The organism is Rhizobium sp. 862_C5_N1_2, from assembly GCF_051811205.1.
In the GTDB taxonomy this organism is placed as follows: domain Bacteria; phylum Pseudomonadota; class Alphaproteobacteria; order Rhizobiales; family Rhizobiaceae; genus Rhizobium; species Rhizobium leguminosarum.
This window is the reverse complement of record NZ_JBPWPT010000001.1, coordinates 1,379,008-1,403,119: the sequence shown is the minus strand read 5'-3', so window position 1 is coordinate 1,403,119 and position 24,112 is coordinate 1,379,008. Positions and strand designations below refer to the sequence as shown.

The window sequence follows — 24,112 nt, the reverse complement described above, 5'->3', positions numbered from 1 at the left end:
TTGTCAGTTTAGGGTTCCACACCGCGAAGCGGTCAAAGACTGCATTTCGCAGGCATAGGCCGACTGGTCTTTTTGCATAAACACTACGAATTTGCTGCCGTTCGGAATGGCAGCCTTGATCTGATAGCCCTTGGACAAAAGCTCGCCCATGGACGATTGCTGCGCCGGCGGCGTCTCTTCCTTACGGCCCAGCGGCGTGCCGAGGCTATCGGACTCCTGAGCCGAAACCCCGGATGCCGAAAGAAGGATTACGACGGCCAGCGGCAGAAGCTGCATCAGCGGTCCACCTCACCGAAGACGATGTCGAGCGAGCCGAGGACGGCCGCGACGTCGGCAAGCTGGTGGCCGCGGCACATGAAATCCATGGCCTGCAGATGGGCGTAGCCCGGGGCGCGGATCTTGCAGCGATAGGGCTTGTTGGTGCCGTCGGAGACCAGATAGACGCCGAACTCGCCCTTCGGCGCCTCGACGGCGGCGTAAACCTCGCCGGCCGGCACGTGGTAGCCTTCGGTATAGAGTTTGAAGTGGTGGATCAGCGCTTCCATCGAACGCTTCATCTCGCCGCGCTTCGGCGGCACGACCTTGCCGTCAATCGACGAGAAAGGACCGGTCTTCGCATCCGAGAGCAGCCGGTTGACGCATTGCTTCATGATGCGAACCGACTCGCGCATCTCGATCATGCGGATCAGATAGCGGTCGTAGTTGTCGCCATTCTTGCCGATCGGAATGTCGAATTCGAGATCGGAATAACATTCATACGGCTGGGCGCGACGCAGATCCCAAGCCGCACCCGAACCGCGCACCATGACGCCGGAGAAGCCCCAGGCCCAGCATTCCTCCAGCGAGACGACGCCGATATCGACGTTGCGCTGCTTGAAGATACGGTTGCCGGTCAACAGGTTGTCGATGTCGTCGAGCGCCTTCAGGAACGGGTCGCACCAGTTGCCGATATCCTGCACGAGCTGTTCGGGCAGATCCTGGTGGACGCCACCCGGACGGAAATAGGCGGCGTGCATGCGTGAGCCGCTGGCGCGCTCGTAGAACACCATCAGCTTTTCGCGCTCTTCGAAGCCCCAGAGCGGCGGCGTCAGCGCGCCGACGTCCATGGCCTGCGTCGTGACGTTCAGAAGGTGCGAGAGGATACGACCGATTTCCGAATAGAGAACGCGGATCAGCTGGCCGCGAATCGGGATCTCAATGCCGAGCAGCTTTTCGACGGCCATCGCATAGGCATGCTCCTGGTTCATCGGCGCGACGTAGTCGAGACGATCGAAATAGGGCACGGCCTGAAGATAGGTCTTTGTCTCGATCAGCTTCTCGGTGCCGCGATGCAAAAGGCCGATATGCGGATCGACACGCTCCACAATTTCGCCGTCAAGCTCCAGGACAAGACGAAGAACGCCATGCGCCGCCGGATGCTGCGGTCCGAAGTTGATGTTGAAGTTGCGGACGTTATGTTCTGTCATGGCGATGGGCTCGCGTTCTCAGATAACCAGTGAATGGCGGGCTAAGCCCACCAGCCGCCTTGAATTTATTGCTTCGCCTTTTCGTCGCCGGGCAGCACATACTCCGTGCCTTCCCAAGGCGACATAAAGTCGAAGTTGCGGAATTCCTGCTTCAGCTCGACCGGCTCGTAGACGACGCGCTTTGCGGCGTCGTCGTAACGCACTTCGACGAAGCCGGTGGTCGGGAAGTCCTTGCGCAGCGGATGGCCTTCGAAGCCATAGTCGGTCAGGATGCGGCGCAGGTCCGGATGGCCGGTGAAGAGCACGCCATACATGTCCCAGGTCTCGCGCTCGAACCAGTCGGCACCTGGATAGACGGGGCAGGCCGACGGAACCGGCGTATCCTCGTCGGTCGGGACCTTGACGCGGATGCGCAGGTTCTTCTTCGGCGACAACAGGTGGTAGACGACGTCGAAACGCAACTCGCGCTGCGGCCAGTCGACCCCGCAAATATCGATCAGGTTGACGAAACCGCATTTGGCGTCGTCGCGCAGGAAGGTCAGAAGAGCGACCAGGTTTTCACCCGTCGTCGTCAGCGTCAGCTCGCCATACTTCATCTGCGATGCGGCGATCAGGTTGGCGCGCGCTTCGCCAAGGTAGGACGCAAGCTCAGTCAGGGCTTCACTCATATGCCTTGTCCTTAACCCTTAGCGTTCGATCGTGCCGGTACGCCGGATCTTCTTCTGCAGCAGAAGCACGCCATAAAGCAGCGCCTCTGCCGTGGGGGGACAGCCCGGCACGTAGATGTCGATCGGCACGATGCGGTCGCAACCGCGCACCACCGAATAGGAATAGTGATAATAGCCGCCGCCATTGGCGCAGGAGCCCATCGAGATGACATAACGCGGCTCGGGCATCTGGTCATAGACCTTACGCAGCGCCGGCGCCATCTTGTTGGTCAGCGTGCCGGCGACGATCATCACGTCGGACTGGCGCGGCGAGGCGCGCGGCGCAAAACCAAAGCGCTCGACGTCGTAACGCGGCATCGACAGCTGCATCATTTCGACGGCGCAGCAGGCAAGGCCGAAGGTCATCCACATCAGCGAGCCGGTGCGGGCCCAGTTGATCAGCTCGTCGGTGGAGGTGACGAGAAAACCCTTGTCGGCGAGCTCGTTGTTGATCTCACCGAAAAATGGGTCGTTGCTGCCGATCGGCTTGCCGGTCGAAGGATCGATGATCCCTTTTGGCTGCTGTGCGACGAGCGGCTGATTGCTCACAGGGGCTACTCCCATTCCAGGGCTCCCTTCTTCCATTCATAGATAAAGCCGATGGTCAGCACGAGAAGGAAGACCATCATGGACCAGAAGCCGAACCAGCCGATGGCGCCGAAGGAAACGGCCCAGGGGAAGAGGAAGGCGACTTCGAGGTCGAAGATGATGAAGAGGATCGACACGAGGTAGAAGCGGATGTCGAACTTCATGCGGGCGTCGTCGAAAGCGTTGAAGCCGCATTCGTAAGCCGAGAGCTTTTCCGAATCTGGCGCTTTGAAAGCCACGGCGAACGGCGCGATGAGCAGCGCCAGACCGATCACGAGCGCAATAGCAATGAAGATAGCGATTGGAATATAAGAACTGAGTAGTTCAGTCATCATGTTCATCCCTGCTTGCCGGAGACGCCAGGTGGCGCATTTGGGCAAATGCCCGGCAAGCGAACGTGCGTTGCAACAAGCCGTGGTTAGCGCAGCCGAAGCCCCGGCGCAAGACTTTTACAGAAGCAATTCGACGAGTAGCCGAGGGACACTATCAAGCACATGCAATGATGTCGCGACAAATCCGCGCAAGCCGCTTCAGCGCGCATGCCGGACCACTGGAAACTGCATAGCTTTCAAGAGAAATGGCGCGAGTGACGGGGCTCGAACCCGCGACCTCCGGCGTGACAGGCCGGCACTCTAACCGACTGAGCTACACCCGCGCATTGATCGGCCATTTTGCGGCCGCGAGGAAGAAGAGAACCGGACAAACGACAAATCGCATTTGCGTTTTACAAGACTTGAAATGGCGCGAGTGACGGGGCTCGAACCCGCGACCTCCGGCGTGACAGGCCGGCACTCTAACCAACTGAGCTACACCCGCAATTCATTTCAAGCAGTCCGGATGCCTTCGCACCCTCTCCAAAACGGCTGCCCGTTTCGATGAGCGGCTAACTACGGGGTTCGCCTTTTAGTGTCAAGCAGGTTTGGAGACAAAACCATGACAGTCCGTGAAATGTTTCTGCGGGTTGGGTGCCAGACGAACAAAAGCCGGCACTTCCGTCTTCCGCAGCGATGCTCAGGCGCAGACGCAGCGCCTTCGAAACGGAGATGCTCGCCGCCCTCCCCTCACTTTTCCACAGCCGAGCCAAACCTAAGCGGCATTGAAGACACGGGGCCACCGCCAAAAAAATCAAAAAATCTTCACAAACACTCTTGCGGTTTTGCCGCGATCCGCATAGATCACGGCCACCAACGCGGCAGGCCGATCCGGCTTCGTTTGCGATGGGCGATTAGCTCAGTTGGTAGAGCGCCTCGTTTACACCGAGGATGTCGGGAGTTCGAGTCTCTCATCGCCCACCATTTTCAATCTTTCCTGCTGCTTGTTCATCGGAATTAGACTCCCGAATTAGCTCGCTAATCCGATCAGGATCTGCGCAAGGTGTTTTGTCAGGAGACACCTCATGAAAACCGTTGCCATCATCTCTACGCTGCTTCTCGCCAGCGTGGCTGCGCCGCCGTGCATTGCCAGAGAGCCAGCGCAAGAGGTGTTCCTGTCTGCCGGAGATCAGGCGATTACAACCTCGGGAGAAACCCCGGCGCGTGAAGCCAGAACATATCTGCTGAGAATGCAGTCAGATCTGCCGATTAATTTTTCGGTCGATGCCGACAATTCAGCCTGCAGCTTGGAAATCAGCAAAGCCAGCCAGCGCGGCGTCTTAAGCACCATCAGCCGATTCCCTGCGTCTTTCAGAGACAGCGGTCAAAGTGGCGATAAATATACGTTTTCGTTTTTCCAAAACCGCGTTTCATTTATGAGCGGCGCCCGGTGCGCCTTCTCATTTTCTCTCACGCAGAAGTGACTGTGGGGTGATGGGCATCCCTCGCCGTTTGGAGGACGCCCATCGTCTGCCATTTCATGCGATTACATCCACGCCGAAAACCCACCCGCTGCCTATCGCTTCGTCACGACTCTCCGTATCCGGTGAACTGGCTGCCGATGCCCCCGTTCGGCGGCACACCACGGTCCGAGTTGTGGGCAGGACTGCGTTCTCGAGGCAGCATGCGGCAAGACGTTCCGGCGCAGCAAGACGTACATCCCGGCAGCTTCAGATGCGCGCCGTCCCGCCAGCGCTCCGCAAAACGGACTACTCCCAACCACCGCGCCACCTCCTATTGGGCGAATGGATAGGGGCCGGCAAAAGTGGGAGAATTCGCCGCCCGGAAAGTCTCCGCGCTTGAAGGTTCATCACGCCTGGAGGTGTGCCATGAGGACCCTGCGCTCCGCATTGATGCTGTGCATCGCGATTGCCCTTGGCACGCCAAGTGCCACATACGTCGCCCTGCCCGGATATGCATTCAAGACGAATCCGACATGCCAGCGCCACGAACCAAAGACGAAATTCGACAAGAGGTGCGACTGGCCGAGGGTGGGCTTCAAGAACTTTACGCCCCCGCTTGTGACCGTGCTTGGGATCTGAGGATCTTGGAACGGCGCCGGATGCGCTTTCTCATTTTCTCCGACTGAGATGTGAGAGCGTGATCGGGGTAGTGAGCATCCCGCTGTCCGGTGGGTGCTCATGGCCCACCATTCATCCCTTCGCCAGTTCTTTATCCACAGCGGAAACCAGCCGCGAATCGTCCGCCGTCACGTCAGGCGCGAAACGGGCGGCGACTTTGCCGTCGCGGCCGATCAGGAATTTCTCGAAGTTCCAGAGGATCTCGTCCTCATCTCCGCCTGTCATGCCATGGGATTTCAGGCGTTCGCGCATCGGGCCGTCACCCGTCGTCGCGACACCCGACTTGGTCAGCTGCCGGTAAAGCGGGTGCTGGGCCTCGCCCTTGACCGAGATCTTCGAGAAGATCGGGAAGGTGACGTCATAGGTGCTGGTGCAGAAATCGAGGATCTCGGCGTCGGTGCCGGGCTCCTGACCCTTGAAGTCGTTGGCGGGGAAAGCTGCGATGACGAAGCCGCGCTCGCGCTTTTCCCCATAGAGCTTTTCCAGCCCCTCATATTGGACGGTCAGCCCGCATTTCGAGGCGACATTGACGACCAAGAGCACCCTGCCCCTGTATTCGTTGAGCGTGGTCTCACGACCATCCACAGTCTTGACCGGGATATCCAGCACGTTGCCCGTCACGGGAACCTCCAATTTCGTAAGGATATGTTTCGCCCAAGCTTACCGATATCGCCGCCGTTGTCATCAGCGTCGGGATCAACTTGGCTTCCACAGGACGCCGGTACGGCTTCCGGCCGCACCGGGCCTTAGCCTCAGGCGGGAGACGTTTCCTTCACGTCGTCGAGCAGGAAGTGCACGACGAGATAATCCGTCTTGTAATGGCGGCCGCTGTCCGACACGGAATCGACGCTGCCGCCGTCCTTCGGGTGCCAGGCGTGGTAGTGGGGATTGGTGGTGATCAGCGTGATGGCCTTGCCATCTCTTTCACCAAGCCGGAAGCGCATCTCGGCGAGCGGCCAGATCCGCTCGTAATCCTGCATGGTGATTCGCGCCTTCAGCGCCTTGCGCTGCAGCGGCGCTTCGCCGGCCTCGGCTGGTGTTTCCAACATCACCTCCTCAGCTCCGCTGATGATGGCGTTGAATTCTTCAGGCCACATGCGTCTCATGAAATCGCTCCTCCCGAGGCTTTTTCGTCAGTTCACAGATGGAACTTAGCGGTTTGTTCGAAAGAAGCAAATTCCCGTCATGCGGTTGTCATCGGTGCCGGCTGCTCCTACCTTGCCGTCAAACCGCATCAGGGCCGTCAGTCGCCCGCAATCCCGAGATCAGAAATGAAGACACGTGAAGAAAGGCAGGCGCTCCGGGCGAGCATGCCGCGCACCCCGCTCAGCGCCCATCATATGGAAAACGCCCGGCTGCTGCCGGATCGCGGCGAATTGCTTTATCGGATCCCGAACGGCGGCATCGGCGTCGAGGTCGGGGCAGCCTTTGGCGAATATACGGCGGAGATCCTGGAAAAGAATCGCCCGGCGCAGCTCTACCTCATCGATCCCTGGTCAATGGATCGCTACAGCTCCGGGCTCGATGCGATCCACACGAATTTCGCGGCCGAGATCGCGGCCGGCCGGCTGCATCTGATGCAAGGCACATCGCTCGACAAGCTTGCCGAATTCGAGGACGATTTCCTCGATTGGGCCTATATCGATACCGACCATTCCTTCGAGCTCACCTGGCAGGAACTCCAGCTCTGCGAAAAGAAGGTGAAGCGGACGGGGCGTATTGCCGGGCATGATTTCTGCACCGGCAATACGGTCAAGCCGATCGTCTATGGCGTCGTCGAGGCGGTCACCAAATTCTGCAAGGATTACGGCTGGCAATTCGAGTTCCTGACGGTCGAATCGCACGCGCATTTTTCCTATTGCCTGAAACGGCTCTGATCAGCTCACATTTTACCGGAATATTGCTCGTCGCTGACCTTTTCCATCCAGTCGACGTGGCTGCCGTCCAGCGCTTCATGGATGGCGATATGCGTCATCGCCGTGTCCGGGGCAGCGCCGTGCCAATGTTTTTCGCCTGGCGCGAACCAGACGGTATCGCCGGGGCGGATCTCGCGGATGTCCTCGCCCCAGCTCTGGGCGAGGCCCTTACCTGATGTCACGATCAGTGTCTGGCCGAGCGGATGCGTATGCCAGGCCGTGCGGGCGCCGGGTTCAAAGGTGACGGAGACCGCCCTCGCCCGTGCCGGCGCCGGCGTTTCCATCAGCGGATCCTGGCGAACGGCGCCAGTGAAATAGTCGGCCGGTGGCTTCGTCGAGGGGCGAGAGCCGGCGGGTTTGATCTCCATGATCTTTCCTTTTCCATTCATTGCGGTTGAAGCCTTATATCGCGACGATATTTCATCGAGGCGACCAATCAAAGCCGGATCGGTAATTGCCGCGGAGTCACCCGCCTGATAGTTCCAGTGGCTTTCATCACCAAAGCGCGTCGCATCGTGCTTGATTCATGCGATGCGCTTTGGCTCTTTGTTTTTATGCATGTCGTTGTCCCCGCACACTTCCGGGCGACATGCAGTAGGGAGGATTTTTCATGAAACACCATGCTTTTGGCCGCATGCCCTTCACCGTCACCAATGTCGGCTTCGGCGCCTGGCAGATCGGCGGCTCCTGGGGCGATATCAGCGAGGCCGACGGACGCGCGGCGCTCAATGCCGCGCTCGATGCCGGCATGACATTCATCGATACGGCTGACGTCTATGGCGACGGGCGCTCGGAAAAGATCATTGCCGACGTGCTGAAGACGCGCGGCGATGTGCGTCCGATGGTCGCTACCAAGGCGGGCCGCCGCCTCAACCCGCATGTCGCGGAAGGCTACACCAAGGCTAATCTCGAAGGCTTCATCGACCGCAGCCTGACGAATCTTGCCGTCGACAGTCTCGACCTCGTGCAGCTCCACTGCCCGCCGCGTGAGGTGCTTTACCAGCCGGAGGTCTTCGAGGACCTGAACGAGCTGCAGAAGGCCGGCAAGATCAAGGGTTACGGCGTCAGCGTCGAAAAGGTGGAGGACGGCCTGAAGGCGATCGAATATCCCGGCGTCGTCAGCATCCAGATCATCTACAACATCTTCCGCCAGCGCCCCGATCACCTGTTCTTCCAGGAAGCACGCCGCAGGAACGTGGCGATCATCGTCCGCGTACCGCTCGCCAGCGGTCTTCTCTCCGGAAAGATCACCCGGGACACACATTTCGCCAGCGACGACCACCGCAATTTCAACCGCAACGGCGAAGCCTTCGATGTCGGCGAGACCTTTGCCGGGGTGCCCTTCGAGGTCGGCCTGCAGGCGGTGGAAGAGGTGCGCAAGCTGGTGCCCGAGGGCGCCACCATGGCCGCCTTCGCGCTCCGCTGGATCCTGATGAGCGACGCCGTCACCGTCGTCATCCCCGGCGCGCGTAACGCCGAGCAGGCCAAGGGCAATGCGGCTGCTGCCAATCTGGCGCCGCTTTCGGCCGATGTCATGGCAGCAACGCGCGAGATTTACGAGCGGCTGATCGCGCCGCATGTGCATCAGCGCTGGTAGGCCGTCCGACATTTCGAAACGAAAATGGCCGGGCGAAAACCCGGCCATTTTCGTGTCATCGATCCGTCAAGGTCAGTTGGTGGGCTCAGTTCGTGCCGACGAGATCGACCGGAAAGAACAGGGTCTCGCCGGAGGAGTCGCTGACGCCGTCATTGTCGGTGACCGCATAGGGCTTGCCCGATGCGTCGAAGGCGAAGCCTTCAAGCTTGTCCAGCACGTAGCCGTTGGTCGCGGTCTTCAGCTCACCGAGGAAGTCGTGGGCTTCGGTCTTCTTGACGACCGGCAGCTCACCGCCGAGCTTGGCGGGCTTCAGGTCCGATATCGCGACCTTGTAGAGCTTCTTCAGCCTGGCGGCATCACCGACGAGGTTGTCGCGCTCGATGATGTAGACGCTGTCGCCCTGAGCCGAGATTTCCGACAGGCCGACCCAGCCGCTTTCCGTCTTGTCGAGTGGATAGCGCACAGCACCCCATTCCTTCTTCTTCGGATTGTAGGAGACGAGCTTGACGAAGCCCTTCTCGTCATCGCTCCACTCACGCTGGACCGCCATCCACAGCGTCGCATCGTCGCCGGTGCCGACAACGGTCACGCCTTCGAAGCCGTAGCGGATTTCGTTGGCGACGAGCTCCTTCGGCAGGGCGATCTCGACCTTGATGTCGCCCTTGGCATTGACGTTGTAGAGGGCATGCGGAACCAGACGCTCGCTGTAACCTTCCGAGGCGAGCCAGAAGGAGCCATCGGCAGCAGCCGCGATGCCTTCGATGTCGAGCTTCTGGGCCGGGGCGCCGTCACGCTTGACGACGAGGGCATCGGTGATGACGGCCGGCTTCTTGCTGGCATCGATCGTGTAGATCGTCGGATGCGAACCCAGAACGCTGTCGCTGACGGCGTAGAGCATGCCCGGCTTGCCCGGAACGGCTGCGAGACCCGAAAGGGCTGCAAAGCCGATCGGATTGCCGTCCTTCTCGGCGGAGACGATCTGCGGATAGGCCTTTTCGCCTTCCGAGCGCTCGTAGATCATCACATGCGAGCCCGCGCCGCCATCCTTGCCGAGGTCGAGTTCGTTGGCAGTCGCGAGGAGATTGCGCCTAGGGATGGCGATCGCGCCTTCCGGCGACATGCCGGACGGCAGCAGCTGGACGAGTTCGGGATCGGCACCGGTATCCTTATAGACGCCGACGACCGAAGCACGCTCGGCGAGCAGGAAGAAATACTGATCGTCCCCGAACTTGGCGGCTTCGAGGCCTTCCGGCTCGACGCCCTTCGATGCTGACCGGCTTTCCGGATAGTGGCCGATATGGGCGACGGCGCGTTCGAAGGATGCGCCCGATTCGTAGAGAAGCTTGCCCGTCTTGTCGAAGATGGTGAAGCCGCGCGAGCCGCCCTGGTGGTCGCCTTCATTGGCGACGACGAGGCGGTTGTCGTCCAACCACTTCACGGCATCGGGCTCGCGCAGCACGCCTTTGGCTTCGCCCGAGAATTTCAGGGCGCCGTCACGCTTGGTGTCGATACCGGTGAGATCGACGCTGCCGGCGGTGAAATGCGTCTTCACTTCAGCCGTGTTGGCGTCGATGATGACGATTTCGTTGTTTTCCTGCAGCGTCAGAGCAATCTCGTTCAGGCTGTTGAAGGCGACGAATTCCGGCTCCGGATCCTCCGGGGCGACGCCGGCAAGCCCGGTCAGCGCCACGTGCTTGATCGTGCCGCAATCGACGGTGCCGTTCTTGACCTGGAAGACGACGAGGTCGCCAGCCGGCATTTGCGGGATCTTGCCGTCATTGACCTTTTCGTCGCGCTCGTTTTCGATCGCGATGGTGCCGAGCGTCTTATCCTTGTTGAGGGCGATCGAATCCGGCTGGCCGCCGAAATCACAGCTGTTCTCGATCTTCTTGGTCGCCACGTCGACGATGGCGAGACGGCCCGAGGGCTTCGCCTTGCTTTCGGAAGTGTTGACGGCAACGAGCGCCTTGCCGGCGCTCGAGGTGACCGATGTCGGCTCGCCGTCCATCATCACCGCGCCGCCGGCCTTCGGAGCCTTGGCATCGGTAATGTCGATGAAGCCGATCGCGCCGAGCGGGCTGTCGCTATAGACCAGCGTGTTGCCATCGTCGGTCGCGGTGATGATTTCGGCGGAGCTTACCGAAAGCGTGTCCTTGTCAGCCGGCAGGTTCTGCGCAACCGGAAAGGAAGCGATGCGGTTGAAAACCGGTTCGGCCGTGGCAGGAAAGGCAACGGATGCGAGAAGCACGGCAGCAAGCGCTGCCTTGCGCGATGAAATTGTCATGAAATCCCCCATGTGTCGAACATTCGAAACAGGAGTTTTCTGCGCGAGCGACATGACAGAGGCATGACAGAATCGACTTTTTGTACCTGAGCGCGTCAGGCTGGTTTGCGCTCCCGGCGCATCTCGTTTCGCATGATGAAGAGCGAGGCAGACAGGATGAGAGCCGCTCCCAGCCAAAGGTAACCCGCCGGCGCATAGCCAAAGAACAGCCAACCGGCCAGCACGTTCAACGGCAGCTTCAGATCGTCGAACGGCTGGACGTAGGCGGCATCGGCTGCGGCATAGGCAAGCGTCAGGAAATACTGCGCTGCGGCGGTCAGCAGCCCCGCCAGCAGGAACAGGGCAAGGGTTGCGCCCGTCGGCACTGCAAAACCTGCCGCAAGCGCCAGCCCGCCGTTTATCGGGGTCAGCAGAACGAGCAGCCAGACGGTGATCGTCTCCGGTCGTTCAATGCCCGTCAGGCTTTTGGTGATCAGCGACGAGGCGCCCCACAGCAGCGCCGAGAGCACAGGCAGGAGTGCCGCCCAGCCAAAGCCGTCCGACCATGGCTGCAGGATGATCATCGCTCCGGTGAAACCCGCCGCCGTCGCGGCCCAGCGGGCCGGGCCGACGCGCTCACCGAGGAAAAGCCGGGCACCCAGAATGATGAAGAAGGGCGAGGTCATCACCAGTGCGATCGCCTGCCAGATCGGCACGGCGGCAAGGCCGGCGACCCAGGCCTCGACGCCGAGCGCGGCAAGCGCGACGCGCGCTAGGTGACGCCAGGGATAGTGCGTGCGCATCGCCGCAAGGCCGAGCCTCTTAAGGAACGGCACCGAAAACAGGAAGGCGAAGCCATATTGCCAGAAGGCAGCCGACGCCGAGGGAAAGGCAAGCTTCATCGTCAGCCATTGGGTGACGACGTTGAGAAGCGAAAAAGCAATGCCGGCAAGCACCATCCAGAGTGCACCGACAACGGCGCGGGACGGCGAGACTGCAAGGGAAGTCTGATTCATGTCTTTCATCCAAAACAGGGACCAACATAAATCAGGACGCATGAGGTACGGACACGAGCGACATCGCGGATCCCCGCTCTTCGCACGTCCGACACTCATTCTCTTCCATCCGGACTTTAACCGTCGGCTCCGGAATCGCACCGGATCTGCTGACCCTTCCCCCGCTTGGACATGAGGGAAGGCGCTCGCGGGCTCGAGCCGAAACTCTTACCGCCGGTGGGGAGTTTCACCCCGCCCTGAGAACAGAAATGTCGTAGATCAAAGCCCGCGCGGCGGCAAGAGTGCTCCTAAAAGCAAAAGGGGTCCGGCAAAGCCGAACCCCTCTCAAATCCTTCACAACCGGTCTCGTTTCCGGCTGACGGATAATATCAGATCAGCCGTTGACGGCGTCCTTCAGGCCCTTGCCAGGCGTGAATTTGGGCACGTTGCGAGCCGGAATGTCGACTTCAGCGCCCGTCGACGGATTACGGCCCTTCGTTGCGGCACGATGAGAAACGGTGAAGCTGCCGAAACCCGCGAGGCGGATGTCGCCCTTGTTCTTGAGTTCAGCCTGGACAACGTCGAAAACCGCGTCAACAGCGGAAGCCGCGTCAGACTTCGTCAGTCCTGCCTTTTCGGCTACTGCGGACACGAGTTCATTCTTGTTCATGTTTCCACCCCTTTCTAAATGGTATGAAACGACTCAAAAGTAAGCTAGGCGCAGAATAGGTTTCATCAGGCCCGCCGAAAACCCAAAAGCCCTGCAAATCAAGGAAAAGCAAGCGTCTACATGACGTTTTCACAAAAAAGGCTGGCGTTTCCGCCAGCCTTTTTGCGTGTTTTGCCCCAATTGGGCGTAAATGTGGCAAAGGCCACTCAATGCGCTATGGTTGCGCCCGTCTCATCGAGGCCTTCGACCGTTGCGATGACGGGCGTTTCTACCGTGCCGTCCCATTCGATCGGCTCCGGTCGCCGGATCAGCGCATGCTTGATCACCTCGCCCATGCGGGATACCGGGATGATCTCCATGTTGTTCTTCACGTTATCGGGAATCTCCGCCAGGTCCTTGGCGTTTTCCTCCGGAATCAGCACCTTCTTGATGCCGCCGCGAAGCGCTGCGAGCAGCTTTTCCTTGAGACCACCGATCGGCAGCACACGACCGCGAAGGGTGATTTCACCGGTCATGGCCACATGCCTGTCCACCGGGATGCCGGTCATGATCGAGACGATCGCGGTTGCCATGGCGACGCCGGCCGAGGGGCCATCCTTCGGCGTCGCGCCTTCCGGCACGTGCACGTGGATGTCGCTCTTGTCGAAGCGCGGCGGCTCGATGCCGAAATCGACAGCGCGCGAGCGAACATAGGAGGCCGCTGCCGAGATCGATTCCTTCATGACTTCCTTCAGATTGCCGGTGACCGTCATGCGGCCCTTGCCCGGCATCATCACGCCTTCGATGGTCAGCAGCTCACCACCGACTTCCGTCCAGGCAAGACCGGTCACGACGCCGACCTGATCCTCGCCCTCGGCTTCGCCATGGCGGAAGCGCGGGACGCCCAGGTAGTCGGAGATGTTGGCAGCCGTCACATGAACGGCCTTCGTCTTGCCCTTGATGATCTCGGTGACCGCCTTGCGGGCGAGTTTCATCAGTTCGCGTTCGAAGTTGCGGACGCCGGCTTCGCGGGTGTACTGCTGGCTGATCGCCATCAGGGCGTCGTCGCTGACCGAGAATTCTTCCGGCTGCAACGCATGCTCCTTGATGGCCTTCGGAAGCAGGTGCCGCTTGGCGATTTCGCGCTTTTCATCCTCGGTGTAGCCGGCGATACGGATGATCTCCATGCGGTCCATCAGGGGCGCCGGAATATTCAGCGTATTTGCCGTCGTGATGAACATCACATCCGACAGGTCATATTCGACTTCCAGATAGTGGTCCATGAAGGTCATGTTCTGCGCCGGATCGAGCACTTCCAGCAGGGCCGAGGACGGATCGCCGCGATAATCCTGGCCGAGCTTGTCGATCTCGTCGAGCAGGAAGAGCGGGTTGGACTTCTTCGCCTTCTTCATCGACTGGATGACCTTGCCGGGCATCGAGCCGATATAGGTGCGGCGGTGACCGCGGATTTCGGCTTCGTCACGAACGCCGCCAAGCGCCATGCGGACATACTCACGGCCGGTCGCCTTGGCGATCGACTGGGCGAGCGAAGTCTTGCCGACACCCGGAGGGCCGACAAGGCAGAGGATCGGGCCCTTGATCTTGGTGGCGCGAGCCTGCACGGCCAGATATTCGACGATGCGCTCCTTGACCTTGTCGAGACCGAAGTGATCGGCTTCGAGGATCTTCTCGGCATTGTTGAGATCGGCCTTGATCTTCGATTTCTTGCCCCAGGGGATGCCGAGCAGCCAGTCCAGATAGTTGCGCACGACGGTGGCTTCCGCCGACATCGGGCTCATCTGGCGCAGCTTCTTCAGTTCCGCATCGGCCTTTTCACGGGCTTCCTTGGACAGCTTGGTCTTGGAGATGCGCTCTTCCAGTTCGCTCATCTCGTCGCGGCCTTCCTCGCCGTCGCCGAGTTCCTTCTGGATCGCCTTCATCTGTTCATTGAGGTAGTATTCGCGCTGGGTCTTCTCCATCTGGCGCTTGACGCGCGAGCGGATGCGCTTTTCGACCTGCAGGACCGAGATCTCGCCTTCCATGAAGCCGAGGGCCTTTTCGAGGCGCTGCTTGACGCTGGTGGTCTCCAGCATCTCCTGCTTCTCGGTGATCTTGATCGACAGATGCGAAGCAACCGTATCGGCGAGCTTGGAATAGTCGTCGATCTGGCTGGCGGCGCCGACCACTTCGGGCGAAATCTTCTTGTTGAGCTTCACATAGCTCTCGAATTCGGAGACGACCGAACGCGACAGGGCTTCCAGTTCGACCGGATCGTCATGCGGCTCCTCGAGCACATGGCCGAGCGCCTCATAGAAATCCTCGCGGCTGGTATAGGTGTCGATCTCGGCGCGGGCGCGGCCTTCGACCAGAACCTTCACGGTGCCGTCGGGCAGCTTCAAGAGCTGCAACACGTTCGCCACGGTGCCGACATTGTGGATCGCGGAAGGATCCGGATCGTCGTCGCTGGCGTTGATCTGCGTCACCAGCATGATCTGCTTGTCGGAACCCATGACCTCTTCGAGCGCACGGATCGACTTTTCCCGTCCTACGAACAGCGGCACGATCATATGCGGGAAAACCACGATGTCGCGCAGGGGCAGAACAGGGTAGGCAGTGCTGCTCGCTACAGACGTTTTCTTCGTCATTTTATGTCCTTTCCATCGTCCCGTTGCCGGGCTCTTTGCACGGCCGCTTGGGACCGGCCGGCACTCTCACTTGTTGCTACAAGTGGAGGTTCTGACTACGCTTTTCAAGCCACGCAAACGCCCGCGTCCCTCGGATGTGACAGCTTTATTACAACGGAACGCCAACACTATGAAGCGCGTGGCTGGACCGGCGCTTACCACTTCCGACCCGGCTAAAATACAAACGCCAGCAAGAGACTTACGGAATCATTGCATGATTGCCAAGCACTACCCCTTGCGCAACATCGGCAAAGGCAATGTCGGTTCCCACCGGCAAATACTAGCAGCGCTTCGCATGGTTTTTCAAATAGAAAGGGGCCTGCCTATGGCAAGCCCCCAAAATAATCACACGAAAGCCCAAGCTCACGCCGAAGCGTTGGCTTTTTCTTCCTGGCGATCGGCATAGATGTAAAGCGGACGGGCCGAACCGCGCACCACTTCCTCGGAGATGACGACCTCGCGCACGCCTTCCAGCGTCGGCAATTCGAACATCGTGTCGAGCAGGATCTTCTCCATGATCGAGCGAAGGCCGCGGGCGCCGGTCTTGCGCACGATCGCCTTGCGGGCGATTTCGCGCAGAGCGTCCTCGTGGAAGTTCAGTTCCACGTCTTCCATCTCGAACAGGCGCTGATACTGCTTGATCAGCGCGTTCTTCGGCTCTGACAGGATCTGGATCAGCGCGTCCTCATCGAGGTCTTCAAGCGTCGCCAGAACCGGCAGACGGCCGATGAACTCAGGGATGAGGCCGAACTTGACCAGATCTTCAGGCTCCAGCTCGCGCAGGACCTCACCGACGCGGCGGTCATCCTGCGACTTGACGGTCGCACCGAAGCCGATCGAGGTCTTCTCGCCGCGGGCAGAGATGATCTTGTCGAGGCCGGCAAAGGCGCCGCCGCAGATGAACAGGATGTTCGTCGTGTCGACCTGCAGGAATTCCTGCTGGGGATGCTTGCGGCCGCCCTGCGGTGGAACGGAAGCGACCGTGCCTTCCATGATCTTCAGCAGTGCCTGCTGCACGCCCTCGCCCGAGACGTCGCGGGTGATCGACGGGTTGTCGGACTTGCGCGAAATCTTGTCGACTTCGTCGATGTAGACGATGCCGCGCTGCGCACGCTCGACGTTGTAGTCGGCCGACTGCAGGAGCTTCAGGATGATGTTTTCGACATCCTCGCCGACATAACCGGCCTCTGTCAGCGTCGTCGCATCGGCCATGGTGAAGGGAACGTCGATGATGCGGGCGAGCGTCTGGGCAAGATAGGTCTTGCCGCAGCCGGTCGGGCCGACGAGCATAATGTTCGACTTCGCCAGTTCGACTTCGCCGTTCTTGGAGGCATGCGCCAGGCGCTTGTAATGGTTGTGAACGGCGACCGACAGGATCTTCTTCGCCTGCCGCTGGCCGATGACGTATTCGTCGAGGACCTTGATGATGTCCTGGGGCGTCGGAACGCCGTCACGGGACTTGACCATCGAAGACTTGTTCTCCTCGCGGATGATGTCCATGCACAATTCGACGCATTCATCGCAGATGAAGACGGTCGGTCCGGCAATCAGTTTCCGGACTTCATGCTGGCTCTTTCCGCAGAACGAACAATAAAGCGTGTTCTTGGAGTCGCCGCCGTTGCTGCCGCTGACCTTGCTCATATCACTTTCCTTCCAGCACGCCGCATTTCAAGGCGAAATCGCGGTCCACTCTATCAGCTCCTGGCGGCACTCCGTTTCCGGAGCCTTTGCCGAGAAGGGCTTCAGGGGGTACGAACCGGGCCCAACCAATCATGTCCGGGTTCCGGCGGCAACGAATTCCCCTTCGAATGCCGAATGCTATGTCATAAAAATTCAACATAGCATTAATAGTTACTATTAGCGTCTTCGTCGCCGTATGAAAGCCCCTGTTCAATCACAAATGGGATAGAACTGTGGCGACAAAAACACCATCCCTATTAATTACTAGGCCTGTTCGCCTTCCATTTCGAGGCGCGACGTCAGAACCTTGTCGATCACGCCCCAGCTCTGGGCTTCGTCCGCATCCATGAAATGGTCACGATCGAGCGTCTTTTCAACTTCTTCGTAGGTGCGGCCGGTGTGCTTGACGTAGACCTCGTTCAGGCGGCGCTTCATTTTGAGGATGTCGCGGGCGTGCCGCTCGATGTCCGAGGCCTGCCCCTGGAAGCCGCCCGAGGGCTGGTGCACCATGATGCGGGAATTCGGCGTGGCAAAGCGCATGTCCTTGTGGCCGGCAGCCAGCAGCAGCGAGCCCATGGATGCGGCCTGGCCGATGCAGAGCGTCGAAACCGCGGGCTTGATGAACTGCATCGTATCGTAGATCGCCATGCCGGCCGTGACGACGCCACCGGGCGAATTGATGTAGAGGGCGATTTCCTTCTTCGGGTTTTCGGCCTCGAGGAAGAGCAGCTGGGCGCAGACGAGCGTCGCCATATGGTCTTCGACGGCACCCGTCAGGAAGATGATGCGTTCCTTCAACAGGCGGGAATAGATGTCGTAGGAGCGTTCACCGCGGTTGGTCTGTTCCACGACCATCGGCACGAGGGCCATTGCGGTATCGACTGGGTTTCTCATGTGCGTCCTTTGTCAACGTCTCGCCGGCCGGCGCCGGGAATCAAAGAAAAATATCTTACCCCTACATAGAGTGTCCCGGCCCTCCTCTTCAAGACACGCATGAGGATAACGTTAAGAAGGCGGGGCAAGGCGGCTCCAGGCAGCCTCTTTCCCCCAAACGCCTGTTAACGGCGAGCCCTTGCTACGATCTCCCCCGGCTTTTCTCCATGACAGTGTGAAGGAAGGCTTACTCTATTCGACTGTGCTCATACACGTTTACCCAACGGAAAGCCTACCGGCAGATATCGGCCTGAAACAATGCCGCAGCGCAGCGACATTAAGGAACTGGCGAGCTTCCTCGGCAAGGATGAGAACCGACAGACAAGGGGTTGCTGCCGTGTTCAATATTGCTACAGGTCTCGCTATCTGGTGTTCCGAGGCCATGACGCTCGCTTTGGTGCTGTTCGTCGCCTGGCGCCATAACGTCAGGAACGAGGCCTATCTCTATTGGGGCTTGGGCTTCCTCCTGACCGGTATTGGCTTTGCGATGGTCGCGCTGCGCGGCGAAATCCCCAGCGTGCTTTCCATAGAGGCGGGCAATGCCATCGCCCTGCTCGGCCAGAGCGCCTGGGTGGCGGGTTTTCTGGCGCTCGACCGCAAGCGGATCGAATGGTGGGCGCTGCTGCCGCCGGTCATCTGGCTCGCCGGGGTCTTCCTGCCCTGGGTCAACAGCGATTATTCAAACCGGGTGGTGCTCTATAACCTTGCTTCAGCGACGGGTGCGACGGCACTTGCCATGGCGGTCGCCGCCGGCGACATGCGCCGCGAGCGTACCCGCGTCAAGCTGATGGGCGTGTTCGTCATCCAGGGCTGCCTGTGCTTCGGCTCAGCGCTGATGATGGCGCTGACGCTGCCGAGCGATATCGAAGCGACCAATCTCGGCGGCGCCTCCGCCATGGCCAGCGCCTTCCTGCTCACAATCGCCTTCGCGTTCACCTGCCGGCTGATCATGGAGCGCTCCGAACGGCACCTGCGTGCGCTCACCCTGACTGATTCGCTGACCGGCGTGCTCAACCGCCGCGGCCTGCTCGGCTATTTCGACGGCATCCAGGAAAGGGCCCATGACGACCAGCGCCAGGTCGCGGTGATGCTCTTCGATCTCGACCATTTCAAGCGTGTCAACGACCGTTTCGGCCACCAATCCGGCGATGCAGTGCTGACCGCATTCGCGCGGATGGCCCGCCAGTATATTCCAAACAACATCTTCGGCCGCATGGGCGGCGAAGAATTCGCCGCCTTCGCCGCGATCACGGACCAGACGGAAGCCGAGGCGATCGCCGAAGCGATCCGCACCGAATTCTGCCGTCTTCCCGTCAGCACCGGCGAAGCGATCGTCCCGGTCACGGTCAGCATCGGCATCGCGCTTGCCTCCTCGATCGAAGCCAATATCGACAAACTGATCTCGGCCGCCGACCGGGCGCTCTATGCGGCGAAGGCGGCCGGCCGCAACTGCACGGTCACCTTCGGCGAAGCGGAGGCCGCTGCCCCGGCACCGGCCACGCCGAGCGGCACCGCCGGCGAACTCGTGCCGACGGTCGACGACCAGGTCGAGGCGCTGCGACGCATGGGTACGCTGTCACGGGCCGGGTAGTCCTGGGTCCCTCACCCCGCATCTTTCCGAGGCTCGGCAAATCCGATAAGCCTCGTGGCATGATGATCCCATCCTTTCTCTCGATCGACCGCGCCAACCGCCATGTCTCGCTGGACGGCCGCAATCCGGCCTTCTACGGCAACCCGAATGCCGTCTATGCCGCACTTCACGCCCATTGCCCGACCTTCTACTGGAGAGAGCAGAAGCAGTGGTTCTTCACGGGTTACGACCATGTAAACGGCCTGCTGCGCGACCGCCGCTTTGGCCGGCAGATTCTGCATATCGCCAGCCGCGAGGAGCTCGGCCTTGCCGAGCCGATGCCGCATCTTGCCAGTTTCGATCTCTCGGAACGTTATTCCCTGCTCGAACTCGAACCGCCGGAGCACACGCGGCTGCGCACGCTCGTCAACCGCGCCTTCGTCTCCCGCCATGTCGAGAAGATGAAACCGGAGCTTGCCGAACTCGCCAACCGGCTGATCGACGGTTTCGCGGAGAAGCGTGAGGTCGAGCTACTCTCGGCCTTTGCCGACATCATCCCGGTGACCATGATCGCCCGCATGATCGGCATTCCAGAAGTGATGGGACCGCAACTGCTTACCTGGTCGCACGCCTATGTTCGCATGTACATGTTCGGCCGCACGCGCGAGCAGGAGGAGGAGGCCGAGCGGGCGGCGAAGGAATTTTCCGACTACGTCAAAACGGTCATCACAGAACGCCGCGCCGAACCGCGTGACGACCTGCTGACCCACATGATCCATACCGAGCACAAGGGCCAGTATCTGACCGATGAGGAGCTCGTGTCGACGACGATCGTGCTGCTCAATGCCGGGCACGAGGCGACCGTGCACCAGATCGGCAATTCCGTGCGTACCATCCTCGACAGCGGCTGCGATCCGGCAGAACTCTTCCGGGACGAAGCGACGACAGAGCGCACCGTCGAGGAAACCTTGCGCATCTGCGCGCCGGTCCACATCTTCCAGCGCTGGGCGCTGGAGCCTGCGGAAATCGATGGGGTCTCCTTCAAGCGCGGCGACAAGGTGAGCCTCATCCTCGCCGCCGCCAATCTCGACCCGACAAAATTCACCGATCCGCTGACCTTCCGGCCCGATCGTAACGAGGCGGCGAACCTCTCCTTCGGCGCCGGCATCCATTTCTGCATCGGCGCGCCGCTGGCGCGGCTGGAGCTCAACGTCGTGCTGCCGATCCTGTTCGAGCAGCTTGCCGGCCTGAGGCTAGCGAAGACGCCGGTGGTCAAGGATGTCTACCATTTCCACGGGCTGGACCGGCTGGATTTGCAGTGGTGATCCATCCCTCGCAGAGGTGATCCACCGCGCGAGGATCAACCGTAACGTCCGGTAATGTAGTCTTCCGTACGCTTGACCTTCGGCGACTGGAAAATCTCAGCGGTCGGGCCGTATTCGACCAGCTCGCCCAGATACATGAAGGCGGTGTTATCGGAGATGCGGCTTGCCTGCTGCATGTTGTGGGTGACGATGACGATGGTGAACTCCGTCTTCAGCTGGGCGACCAGCTCTTCCACCTTGGCGGTCGAGATCGAGTCGAGGGCGGAGGTCGGCTCGTCGAGGAGAAGCACCTCGGGGCGAAGCGCCACGGCACGCGCGGCTTTTGAAATGCTGCAGAGGGCAACCGGTCCAGGTTAACGGTCAGGACATCGGGCAGCGAATGAAAGGGAGCCGTGTTCAGCGGTCACCGCTCTGCTGGAACGCCGGCGACAAGCCATCAATACCGAGCATATTGCCACGATCTTGGCGGCATCATGCGGCTGACTCTTCTTCCAGTTTACTGGATATGTCATATGCCGACATAGGTTTTCCAATCAGATATCCTTGAAGCTGGTCGCAGCCGGCATCGCGCAAGATCGCCGCCTGGCGGGTAGTCTCGATACCTTCCGCGGTAACCGGAATCCGCAGCGCGGTCGCGAGCGAGATGGTTGCCCGAAGAACATCGGCGCCATTTGCACCTTCGTCGAGAGCCCACACGAGCGAGCGGTCGATCTTCATGCGATCAAACCCGAACTGCCGCAAGGCGCCAATGCTTGCGTAGCCGCAGCCAAAGTCGTCGAGCGCGAACTTAATGCCGACGCGTTTGAGCTGGTCTATCGACCGCCGGGCCTGATCCGGATTGGTCATCAGAACACCTTCGGTGATTTCCAATGTCAGGCGGTTTGGATTGAAATCAAGCTCCTGCAGGACCGAGATCACTTCTGCGGCAAATTCCGGATTGCAGAGCTGGATTGGCGAAACGTTCACCGACAATGCCAGATCGGGCCAGCTCTTGGCATGCTCGATCGATGTTCTCAGCATGTGAACGCCGAGGGCATCGATGAGGCCGCACCTCTCGGCAAGAGGAATGAAAATCTCCGGGCTGATGTTTCCGGTTGCAGTTCGCCAGCGCGCCAGTGCTTCAAGACCAGTCACAGCGCCGGTCGAAGCCGAGACGAGAGGTTGGAAAACGGCTTCGATTGCGCCGCTGTTGATGGCGCTCTTCAACAGGCCCTCCAGTTCGGCGACCTGTTGGCGTTCCCGGTCCAGCTCGGGATCGTATTCGATTGCCTGGCCTCTGCCATTTGCCTTGGCCCGATAGAGGGCCATGTCTGCTCTGCGGAGAAGCTCCAGGGGCGGGACGTCGCCGTTGCGAGCAGCGGCTCCGATGCTTGCGCCAATTTCGATCGTTCGCCCGTCGATTTTGAAGGGCTCGGCAAACAGTGCCAAAATCGTCTTTTCGATCTCTCCGCACGGGGCAGAACCGATGTGTACCAGCGCAAATTCGTCGCCCCCGAGCCGCGCCACGGCAATGATTTCGGGGTGGCAGCCTGTCAGCGCCTTCGAAACCAACCGGATCAAATCGTCCCCCACCGCATGCCCCCAGGCATCGTTGACGGCCTTGAAGCCATCAAGGTCGACTAAATAGAGCCGGGGTGGCGGAGAGCCAGAATTATCCAGCTCTGCCAGCAGGTTGAGAAGCCCATGTCTGTTCAACAGGCCACTCAAGCTGTCATGGCCCGCTTCGAAAAGCGCTGTTTGCGCCAGTTGGCGCAGGCGCCGCGCCTCGGAGGCCCCAACCAACAGAACGCCGATCAAGAATAGCGAAAGGATGACGGTAGAAGCTGCAAGATAAGGATAGACCTGATGAAACACGGCGCTTCCGGGCGCTTTGCTGGGCCAAACGAGATAGCCGATGACGGCTCCCTTCATGTCGGTGATCGGCGTATTCAGGGATCCCGGCTTGGGCGTCGTCTCGAGGCTCAGCCCCTCGAGTTCATGTTCGTTGGAGAGAGTGTCGAGAACCTCCGACGTAAACTCCTTGTAGAAAGTCAGCACGCTGAACTTCGGAACCTCGACGGCGGCGTCGAACGGCTGGATCGCCTGCGAGGCGATCAGCGCTATACCGCTTTCGGTCTTGATGAAATTGACCACCGGCGCCTTCGCCGGATCTGCAGCCGCATTGATCTGCTGATAAAAGGCTTCCCCGAAAAACGTGCCCGGCTGGAAGGGCTTGCCCTTGGCATAGGCCGAGACGACCGAAGACCGCTCAGGGCCGGTCACTATCGCACCGTCATAAAGCGCGTAATCCTCGCTGGTCTTTCCCCAATTCTCATAGGCCCAATCCGCGGCGGTGGGAGACGAGATCGCGCTATAGGCATCGTCCCATACGGCGTTATCAGTCGTTGTCGCGCCGAGGCGAGCCACAAACGCACCGATTGCCGCGCGGGCGGCGCGACTGGCCCTGGCATCATCGATCTCGTTGGCCGACCGGGTCATCGTGACGACGACGTGTGCCACAAGGCCAGTCAGGACGAGGGCGACGACAAGGAAGCAGACCGTTGTCGCGATGATGGAAGACGTCTGGGTCCGAACGTGCCGACCTGCAAGATTCGACGACATGCAAATTCCGAAAAGATTAATTGCAAGGCCATGTCTGTGGGACGGCAGGAGACATCATGTCCGCAATGCGCTGCAGATAAGGTTTAGCATTTGACGATGTAGGCACGATTAATGGGAATGGTTAAAAGCGTTCTATCCCGGAAACAGGCGCGGCCATTCGCTGAAAGACGGGCCATCATCGCCGCAAATCGGGACAAGCGCGGAATCGTCAACGTCGATTTTCTGGCCCGCTCAAACCTTGATCACATAATCCTTGCGAGTCGTTTCAACGACTTCCCACGTTCCCTTGAAGCCGGGTCTGAGGATCATCCGGTCGCCCGCCTTCAGATGAACCGGCTCACCGCCGTCCTCCGTCACGATCGAATGGCCGGACAGCAGGCTGAAATATTCCCACTCCTCGTAGACGATCCGCCACTTGCCCGGTGTCGCCTCCCAAATGCCGGAATAGAGGCCGCCTTCGGCCTCCTCCAGATTCCAGGTACGGAAATGCGGATCGCCCGAGATGATCCGGCCGGGCTCCGGGGCGCCGAACTCGGGTTCGACGCCGTCGATGCTGAGGGTGATGTAATTTGCCGTGGTCACCATGGGTCCCTCTGATCTCAGATGTGGTTCGTCACATACCTTTGCTCAAGTATGTGCCTTTCGTCAAATACCCTTGAGCAACTCTGCAACCGCAAGTTAAACCA

General features: G+C 60.1%; 22 protein-coding genes, 3 tRNA genes, 1 pseudogene and 1 riboswitch. Of the genes and pseudogenes, 7 read left to right on the top strand and 19 right to left on the bottom strand.

The genetic code is table 11. From position 1 onward, the window contains the following. Nucleotides 1–3 precede the first annotated feature (3 nt). The 7 genes from ACD590_RS07110 to ACD590_RS07080 all read right to left on the bottom strand — a co-directional run bounded on the left by ACD590_RS07110 (nucleotide 4) and on the right by ACD590_RS07080 (nucleotide 3,577). Complete coding sequence (locus tag ACD590_RS07110) at nucleotides 4–276, bottom strand: hypothetical protein (RefSeq protein WP_018241592.1); 273 nt, start codon at nucleotides 274–276, stop codon at nucleotides 4–6. Further along, nucleotides 276–1,466, bottom strand: coding sequence for an NADH-quinone oxidoreductase subunit D (locus ACD590_RS07105; protein ID WP_018241591.1), 1,191 nt, complete (start codon nucleotides 1,464–1,466; stop codon nucleotides 276–278). The genes ACD590_RS07110 and ACD590_RS07105 overlap by 1 nt, the downstream gene beginning before the upstream one ends. Before the next feature lie 65 nt (nucleotides 1,467–1,531). Further along, nucleotides 1,532–2,134: an NADH-quinone oxidoreductase subunit C gene (locus ACD590_RS07100; RefSeq protein WP_247265051.1), complete on the bottom strand. Its 603-nt coding sequence runs from the start codon at nucleotides 2,132–2,134 to the stop codon at nucleotides 1,532–1,534. An 18-nt stretch (nucleotides 2,135–2,152) separates the two neighbouring features. Then, complete coding sequence (locus ACD590_RS07095) at nucleotides 2,153–2,737, bottom strand: NuoB/complex I 20 kDa subunit family protein (protein WP_003547368.1); 585 nt, start codon at nucleotides 2,735–2,737, stop codon at nucleotides 2,153–2,155. Beyond that, nucleotides 2,728–3,093, bottom strand: a complete 366-nt coding sequence (locus ACD590_RS07090) for an NADH-quinone oxidoreductase subunit A (RefSeq protein ID WP_010055493.1) — start codon at nucleotides 3,091–3,093, stop codon at nucleotides 2,728–2,730. Before ACD590_RS07090 ends, ACD590_RS07095 begins: the two co-directional genes overlap by 10 nt. A gap of 246 nt (nucleotides 3,094–3,339) precedes the next feature. Next, nucleotides 3,340–3,416: transfer RNA gene (locus ACD590_RS07085), tRNA-Asp, on the bottom strand. An 84-nt stretch (nucleotides 3,417–3,500) separates the two neighbouring features. Continuing rightward, a tRNA-Asp gene (locus tag ACD590_RS07080) sits at nucleotides 3,501–3,577 on the bottom strand. 403 nt (nucleotides 3,578–3,980) lie between these two features. Here ACD590_RS07080 and ACD590_RS07075 point away from each other — a divergent pair. The 3 genes from ACD590_RS07075 (at nucleotide 3,981) to ACD590_RS07065 (ending at nucleotide 5,174) form a co-directional block, all read left to right on the top strand. Beyond that, a tRNA-Val gene (locus tag ACD590_RS07075) sits at nucleotides 3,981–4,056 on the top strand. 101 nt (nucleotides 4,057–4,157) lie between these two features. Further along, nucleotides 4,158–4,556 carry a hypothetical protein gene (locus tag ACD590_RS07070; protein WP_028733659.1) on the top strand — a complete coding sequence of 133 codons (399 nt, stop codon included), beginning with the start codon at nucleotides 4,158–4,160 and terminating at the stop codon, nucleotides 4,554–4,556. A gap of 405 nt (nucleotides 4,557–4,961) precedes the next feature. Continuing rightward, entirely contained in the window at nucleotides 4,962–5,174 is a 213-nt protein-coding gene (locus ACD590_RS07065) for a hypothetical protein (RefSeq protein ID WP_018447536.1), read from the top strand. A 111-nt stretch (nucleotides 5,175–5,285) separates the two neighbouring features. Here the strand turns inward: ACD590_RS07065 and ACD590_RS07060 are convergent, their stop codons facing one another. Together ACD590_RS07060 and ACD590_RS07055 are read right to left on the bottom strand one after the other, a co-directional pair. Continuing rightward, complete coding sequence (locus tag ACD590_RS07060) at nucleotides 5,286–5,834, bottom strand: glutathione peroxidase (protein ID WP_439002351.1); 549 nt, start codon at nucleotides 5,832–5,834, stop codon at nucleotides 5,286–5,288. A 131-nt stretch (nucleotides 5,835–5,965) separates the two neighbouring features. After that, nucleotides 5,966–6,319, bottom strand: coding sequence for a hypothetical protein (locus ACD590_RS07055; RefSeq protein ID WP_018241586.1), 354 nt, complete (start codon nucleotides 6,317–6,319; stop codon nucleotides 5,966–5,968). Nucleotides 6,320–6,484: 165 nt separating this feature from the next. Between ACD590_RS07055 and ACD590_RS07050 the strand changes: the two genes are divergently transcribed. Next, nucleotides 6,485–7,090 (top strand): class I SAM-dependent methyltransferase, encoded by a 606-nt coding sequence (locus ACD590_RS07050; protein ID WP_065276271.1) that lies wholly within the window; start codon nucleotides 6,485–6,487, stop codon nucleotides 7,088–7,090. A gap of 5 nt (nucleotides 7,091–7,095) precedes the next feature. Here the strand turns inward: ACD590_RS07050 and ACD590_RS07045 are convergent, their stop codons facing one another. After that, nucleotides 7,096–7,497, bottom strand: a complete 402-nt coding sequence (locus ACD590_RS07045) for a (R)-mandelonitrile lyase (protein WP_018516857.1) — start codon at nucleotides 7,495–7,497, stop codon at nucleotides 7,096–7,098. 242 nt (nucleotides 7,498–7,739) lie between these two features. On the opposite strand from ACD590_RS07045, the gene ACD590_RS07040 reads away from it, so the two are divergent. Beyond that, nucleotides 7,740–8,726 carry an aldo/keto reductase gene (locus tag ACD590_RS07040; RefSeq protein ID WP_130652184.1) on the top strand — a complete coding sequence of 329 codons (987 nt, stop codon included), beginning with the start codon at nucleotides 7,740–7,742 and terminating at the stop codon, nucleotides 8,724–8,726. Between the two features lie 85 nt (nucleotides 8,727–8,811). On the opposite strand, the gene ACD590_RS07035 is transcribed toward ACD590_RS07040, so the two are convergent. From ACD590_RS07035 to clpP, 6 genes are all read right to left on the bottom strand, one after another. After that, the gene (locus ACD590_RS07035) at nucleotides 8,812–11,022 is read right to left on the bottom strand and encodes an esterase-like activity of phytase family protein (RefSeq protein ID WP_439020857.1); all 2,211 of its coding nucleotides are present in this window, start codon (nucleotides 11,020–11,022) and stop codon (nucleotides 8,812–8,814) included. A gap of 83 nt (nucleotides 11,023–11,105) precedes the next feature. Then, the gene (gene ribN / locus ACD590_RS07030; RefSeq protein ID WP_439002349.1) at nucleotides 11,106–12,014 is read right to left on the bottom strand and encodes a riboflavin transporter RibN; all 909 of its coding nucleotides are present in this window, start codon (nucleotides 12,012–12,014) and stop codon (nucleotides 11,106–11,108) included. An 84-nt stretch (nucleotides 12,015–12,098) separates the two neighbouring features. After that, nucleotides 12,099–12,253: riboswitch (FMN riboswitch) on the bottom strand. A 125-nt stretch (nucleotides 12,254–12,378) separates the two neighbouring features. After that, the gene (gene hupB / locus ACD590_RS07025) at nucleotides 12,379–12,654 is read right to left on the bottom strand and encodes a DNA-binding protein HupB (RefSeq protein WP_003558438.1); all 276 of its coding nucleotides are present in this window, start codon (nucleotides 12,652–12,654) and stop codon (nucleotides 12,379–12,381) included. Nucleotides 12,655–12,860: 206 nt separating this feature from the next. Next, complete coding sequence (gene lon, locus ACD590_RS07020; protein ID WP_017959927.1) at nucleotides 12,861–15,278, bottom strand: endopeptidase La; 2,418 nt, start codon at nucleotides 15,276–15,278, stop codon at nucleotides 12,861–12,863. A gap of 402 nt (nucleotides 15,279–15,680) precedes the next feature. Next, entirely contained in the window at nucleotides 15,681–16,958 is a 1,278-nt protein-coding gene (clpX, locus tag ACD590_RS07015) for an ATP-dependent Clp protease ATP-binding subunit ClpX (RefSeq protein WP_017963839.1), read from the bottom strand. Nucleotides 16,959–17,261: 303 nt separating this feature from the next. Beyond that, complete coding sequence (gene clpP, locus ACD590_RS07010; RefSeq protein ID WP_003547334.1) at nucleotides 17,262–17,891, bottom strand: ATP-dependent Clp endopeptidase proteolytic subunit ClpP; 630 nt, start codon at nucleotides 17,889–17,891, stop codon at nucleotides 17,262–17,264. A 214-nt stretch (nucleotides 17,892–18,105) separates the two neighbouring features. On the opposite strand from clpP, the gene ACD590_RS07005 reads away from it, so the two are divergent. Then, nucleotides 18,106–19,521 (top strand): diguanylate cyclase, encoded by a 1,416-nt coding sequence (locus ACD590_RS07005; RefSeq protein ID WP_439003518.1) that lies wholly within the window; start codon nucleotides 18,106–18,108, stop codon nucleotides 19,519–19,521. Between the two features lie 59 nt (nucleotides 19,522–19,580). Continuing rightward, on the top strand, nucleotides 19,581–20,825 hold the full coding sequence (locus tag ACD590_RS07000) for a cytochrome P450 (protein ID WP_439002348.1): 1,245 nt from the start codon (nucleotides 19,581–19,583) through the stop codon (nucleotides 20,823–20,825). Nucleotides 20,826–20,860: 35 nt separating this feature from the next. On the opposite strand, the pseudogene ACD590_RS06995 reads toward ACD590_RS07000, so the two are convergent. From ACD590_RS06995 to ACD590_RS06985, 3 genes and pseudogenes are all read right to left on the bottom strand, one after another. Continuing rightward, nucleotides 20,861–21,142, bottom strand: a pseudogene (locus tag ACD590_RS06995) (phosphate ABC transporter ATP-binding protein); the annotation flags it as partial. 154 nt (nucleotides 21,143–21,296) lie between these two features. After that, complete coding sequence (locus ACD590_RS06990; protein WP_018241577.1) at nucleotides 21,297–23,426, bottom strand: bifunctional diguanylate cyclase/phosphodiesterase; 2,130 nt, start codon at nucleotides 23,424–23,426, stop codon at nucleotides 21,297–21,299. Between the two features lie 231 nt (nucleotides 23,427–23,657). Beyond that, complete coding sequence (locus ACD590_RS06985) at nucleotides 23,658–24,011, bottom strand: cupin domain-containing protein (protein WP_247266467.1); 354 nt, start codon at nucleotides 24,009–24,011, stop codon at nucleotides 23,658–23,660. Nucleotides 24,012–24,112 lie beyond the last annotated feature (101 nt).

Coding starts and splice junctions, on each gene's coding strand:
- ACD590_RS07065 (WP_018447536.1), top strand. CDS start 4,962: ATGAGGACCCTGCGCTCCGCATTGATGCTGTGCATCGCGATTGCCCTT.
- ACD590_RS07055 (WP_018241586.1), bottom strand. CDS start 6,319: ATGAGACGCATGTGGCCTGAAGAATTCAACGCCATCATCAGCGGAGCT.
- ACD590_RS07100 (WP_247265051.1), bottom strand. CDS start 2,134: ATGAGTGAAGCCCTGACTGAGCTTGCGTCCTACCTTGGCGAAGCGCGC.
- clpX (WP_017963839.1), bottom strand. CDS start 16,958: ATGAGCAAGGTCAGCGGCAGCAACGGCGGCGACTCCAAGAACACGCTT.
- ACD590_RS07070 (WP_028733659.1), top strand. CDS start 4,158: ATGAAAACCGTTGCCATCATCTCTACGCTGCTTCTCGCCAGCGTGGCT.
- clpP (WP_003547334.1), bottom strand. CDS start 17,891: ATGAGAAACCCAGTCGATACCGCAATGGCCCTCGTGCCGATGGTCGTG.
- ACD590_RS07035 (WP_439020857.1), bottom strand. CDS start 11,022: ATGGGGGATTTCATGACAATTTCATCGCGCAAGGCAGCGCTTGCTGCC.
- ACD590_RS06990 (WP_018241577.1), bottom strand. CDS start 23,426: ATGTCGTCGAATCTTGCAGGTCGGCACGTTCGGACCCAGACGTCTTCC.
- lon (WP_017959927.1), bottom strand. CDS start 15,278: ATGACGAAGAAAACGTCTGTAGCGAGCAGCACTGCCTACCCTGTTCTG.
- ribN (WP_439002349.1), bottom strand. CDS start 12,014: ATGAAAGACATGAATCAGACTTCCCTTGCAGTCTCGCCGTCCCGCGCC.
- ACD590_RS06985 (WP_247266467.1), bottom strand. CDS start 24,011: ATGGTGACCACGGCAAATTACATCACCCTCAGCATCGACGGCGTCGAA.
- ACD590_RS07045 (WP_018516857.1), bottom strand. CDS start 7,497: ATGGAGATCAAACCCGCCGGCTCTCGCCCCTCGACGAAGCCACCGGCC.
- hupB (WP_003558438.1), bottom strand. CDS start 12,654: ATGAACAAGAATGAACTCGTGTCCGCAGTAGCCGAAAAGGCAGGACTG.
- ACD590_RS07095 (WP_003547368.1), bottom strand. CDS start 2,737: ATGGGAGTAGCCCCTGTGAGCAATCAGCCGCTCGTCGCACAGCAGCCA.
- ACD590_RS07110 (WP_018241592.1), bottom strand. CDS start 276: ATGCAGCTTCTGCCGCTGGCCGTCGTAATCCTTCTTTCGGCATCCGGG.
- ACD590_RS07105 (WP_018241591.1), bottom strand. CDS start 1,466: ATGACAGAACATAACGTCCGCAACTTCAACATCAACTTCGGACCGCAG.
- ACD590_RS07090 (WP_010055493.1), bottom strand. CDS start 3,093: ATGACTGAACTACTCAGTTCTTATATTCCAATCGCTATCTTCATTGCT.
- ACD590_RS07040 (WP_130652184.1), top strand. CDS start 7,740: ATGAAACACCATGCTTTTGGCCGCATGCCCTTCACCGTCACCAATGTC.
- ACD590_RS07050 (WP_065276271.1), top strand. CDS start 6,485: ATGAAGACACGTGAAGAAAGGCAGGCGCTCCGGGCGAGCATGCCGCGC.
- ACD590_RS07000 (WP_439002348.1), top strand. CDS start 19,581: ATGATGATCCCATCCTTTCTCTCGATCGACCGCGCCAACCGCCATGTC.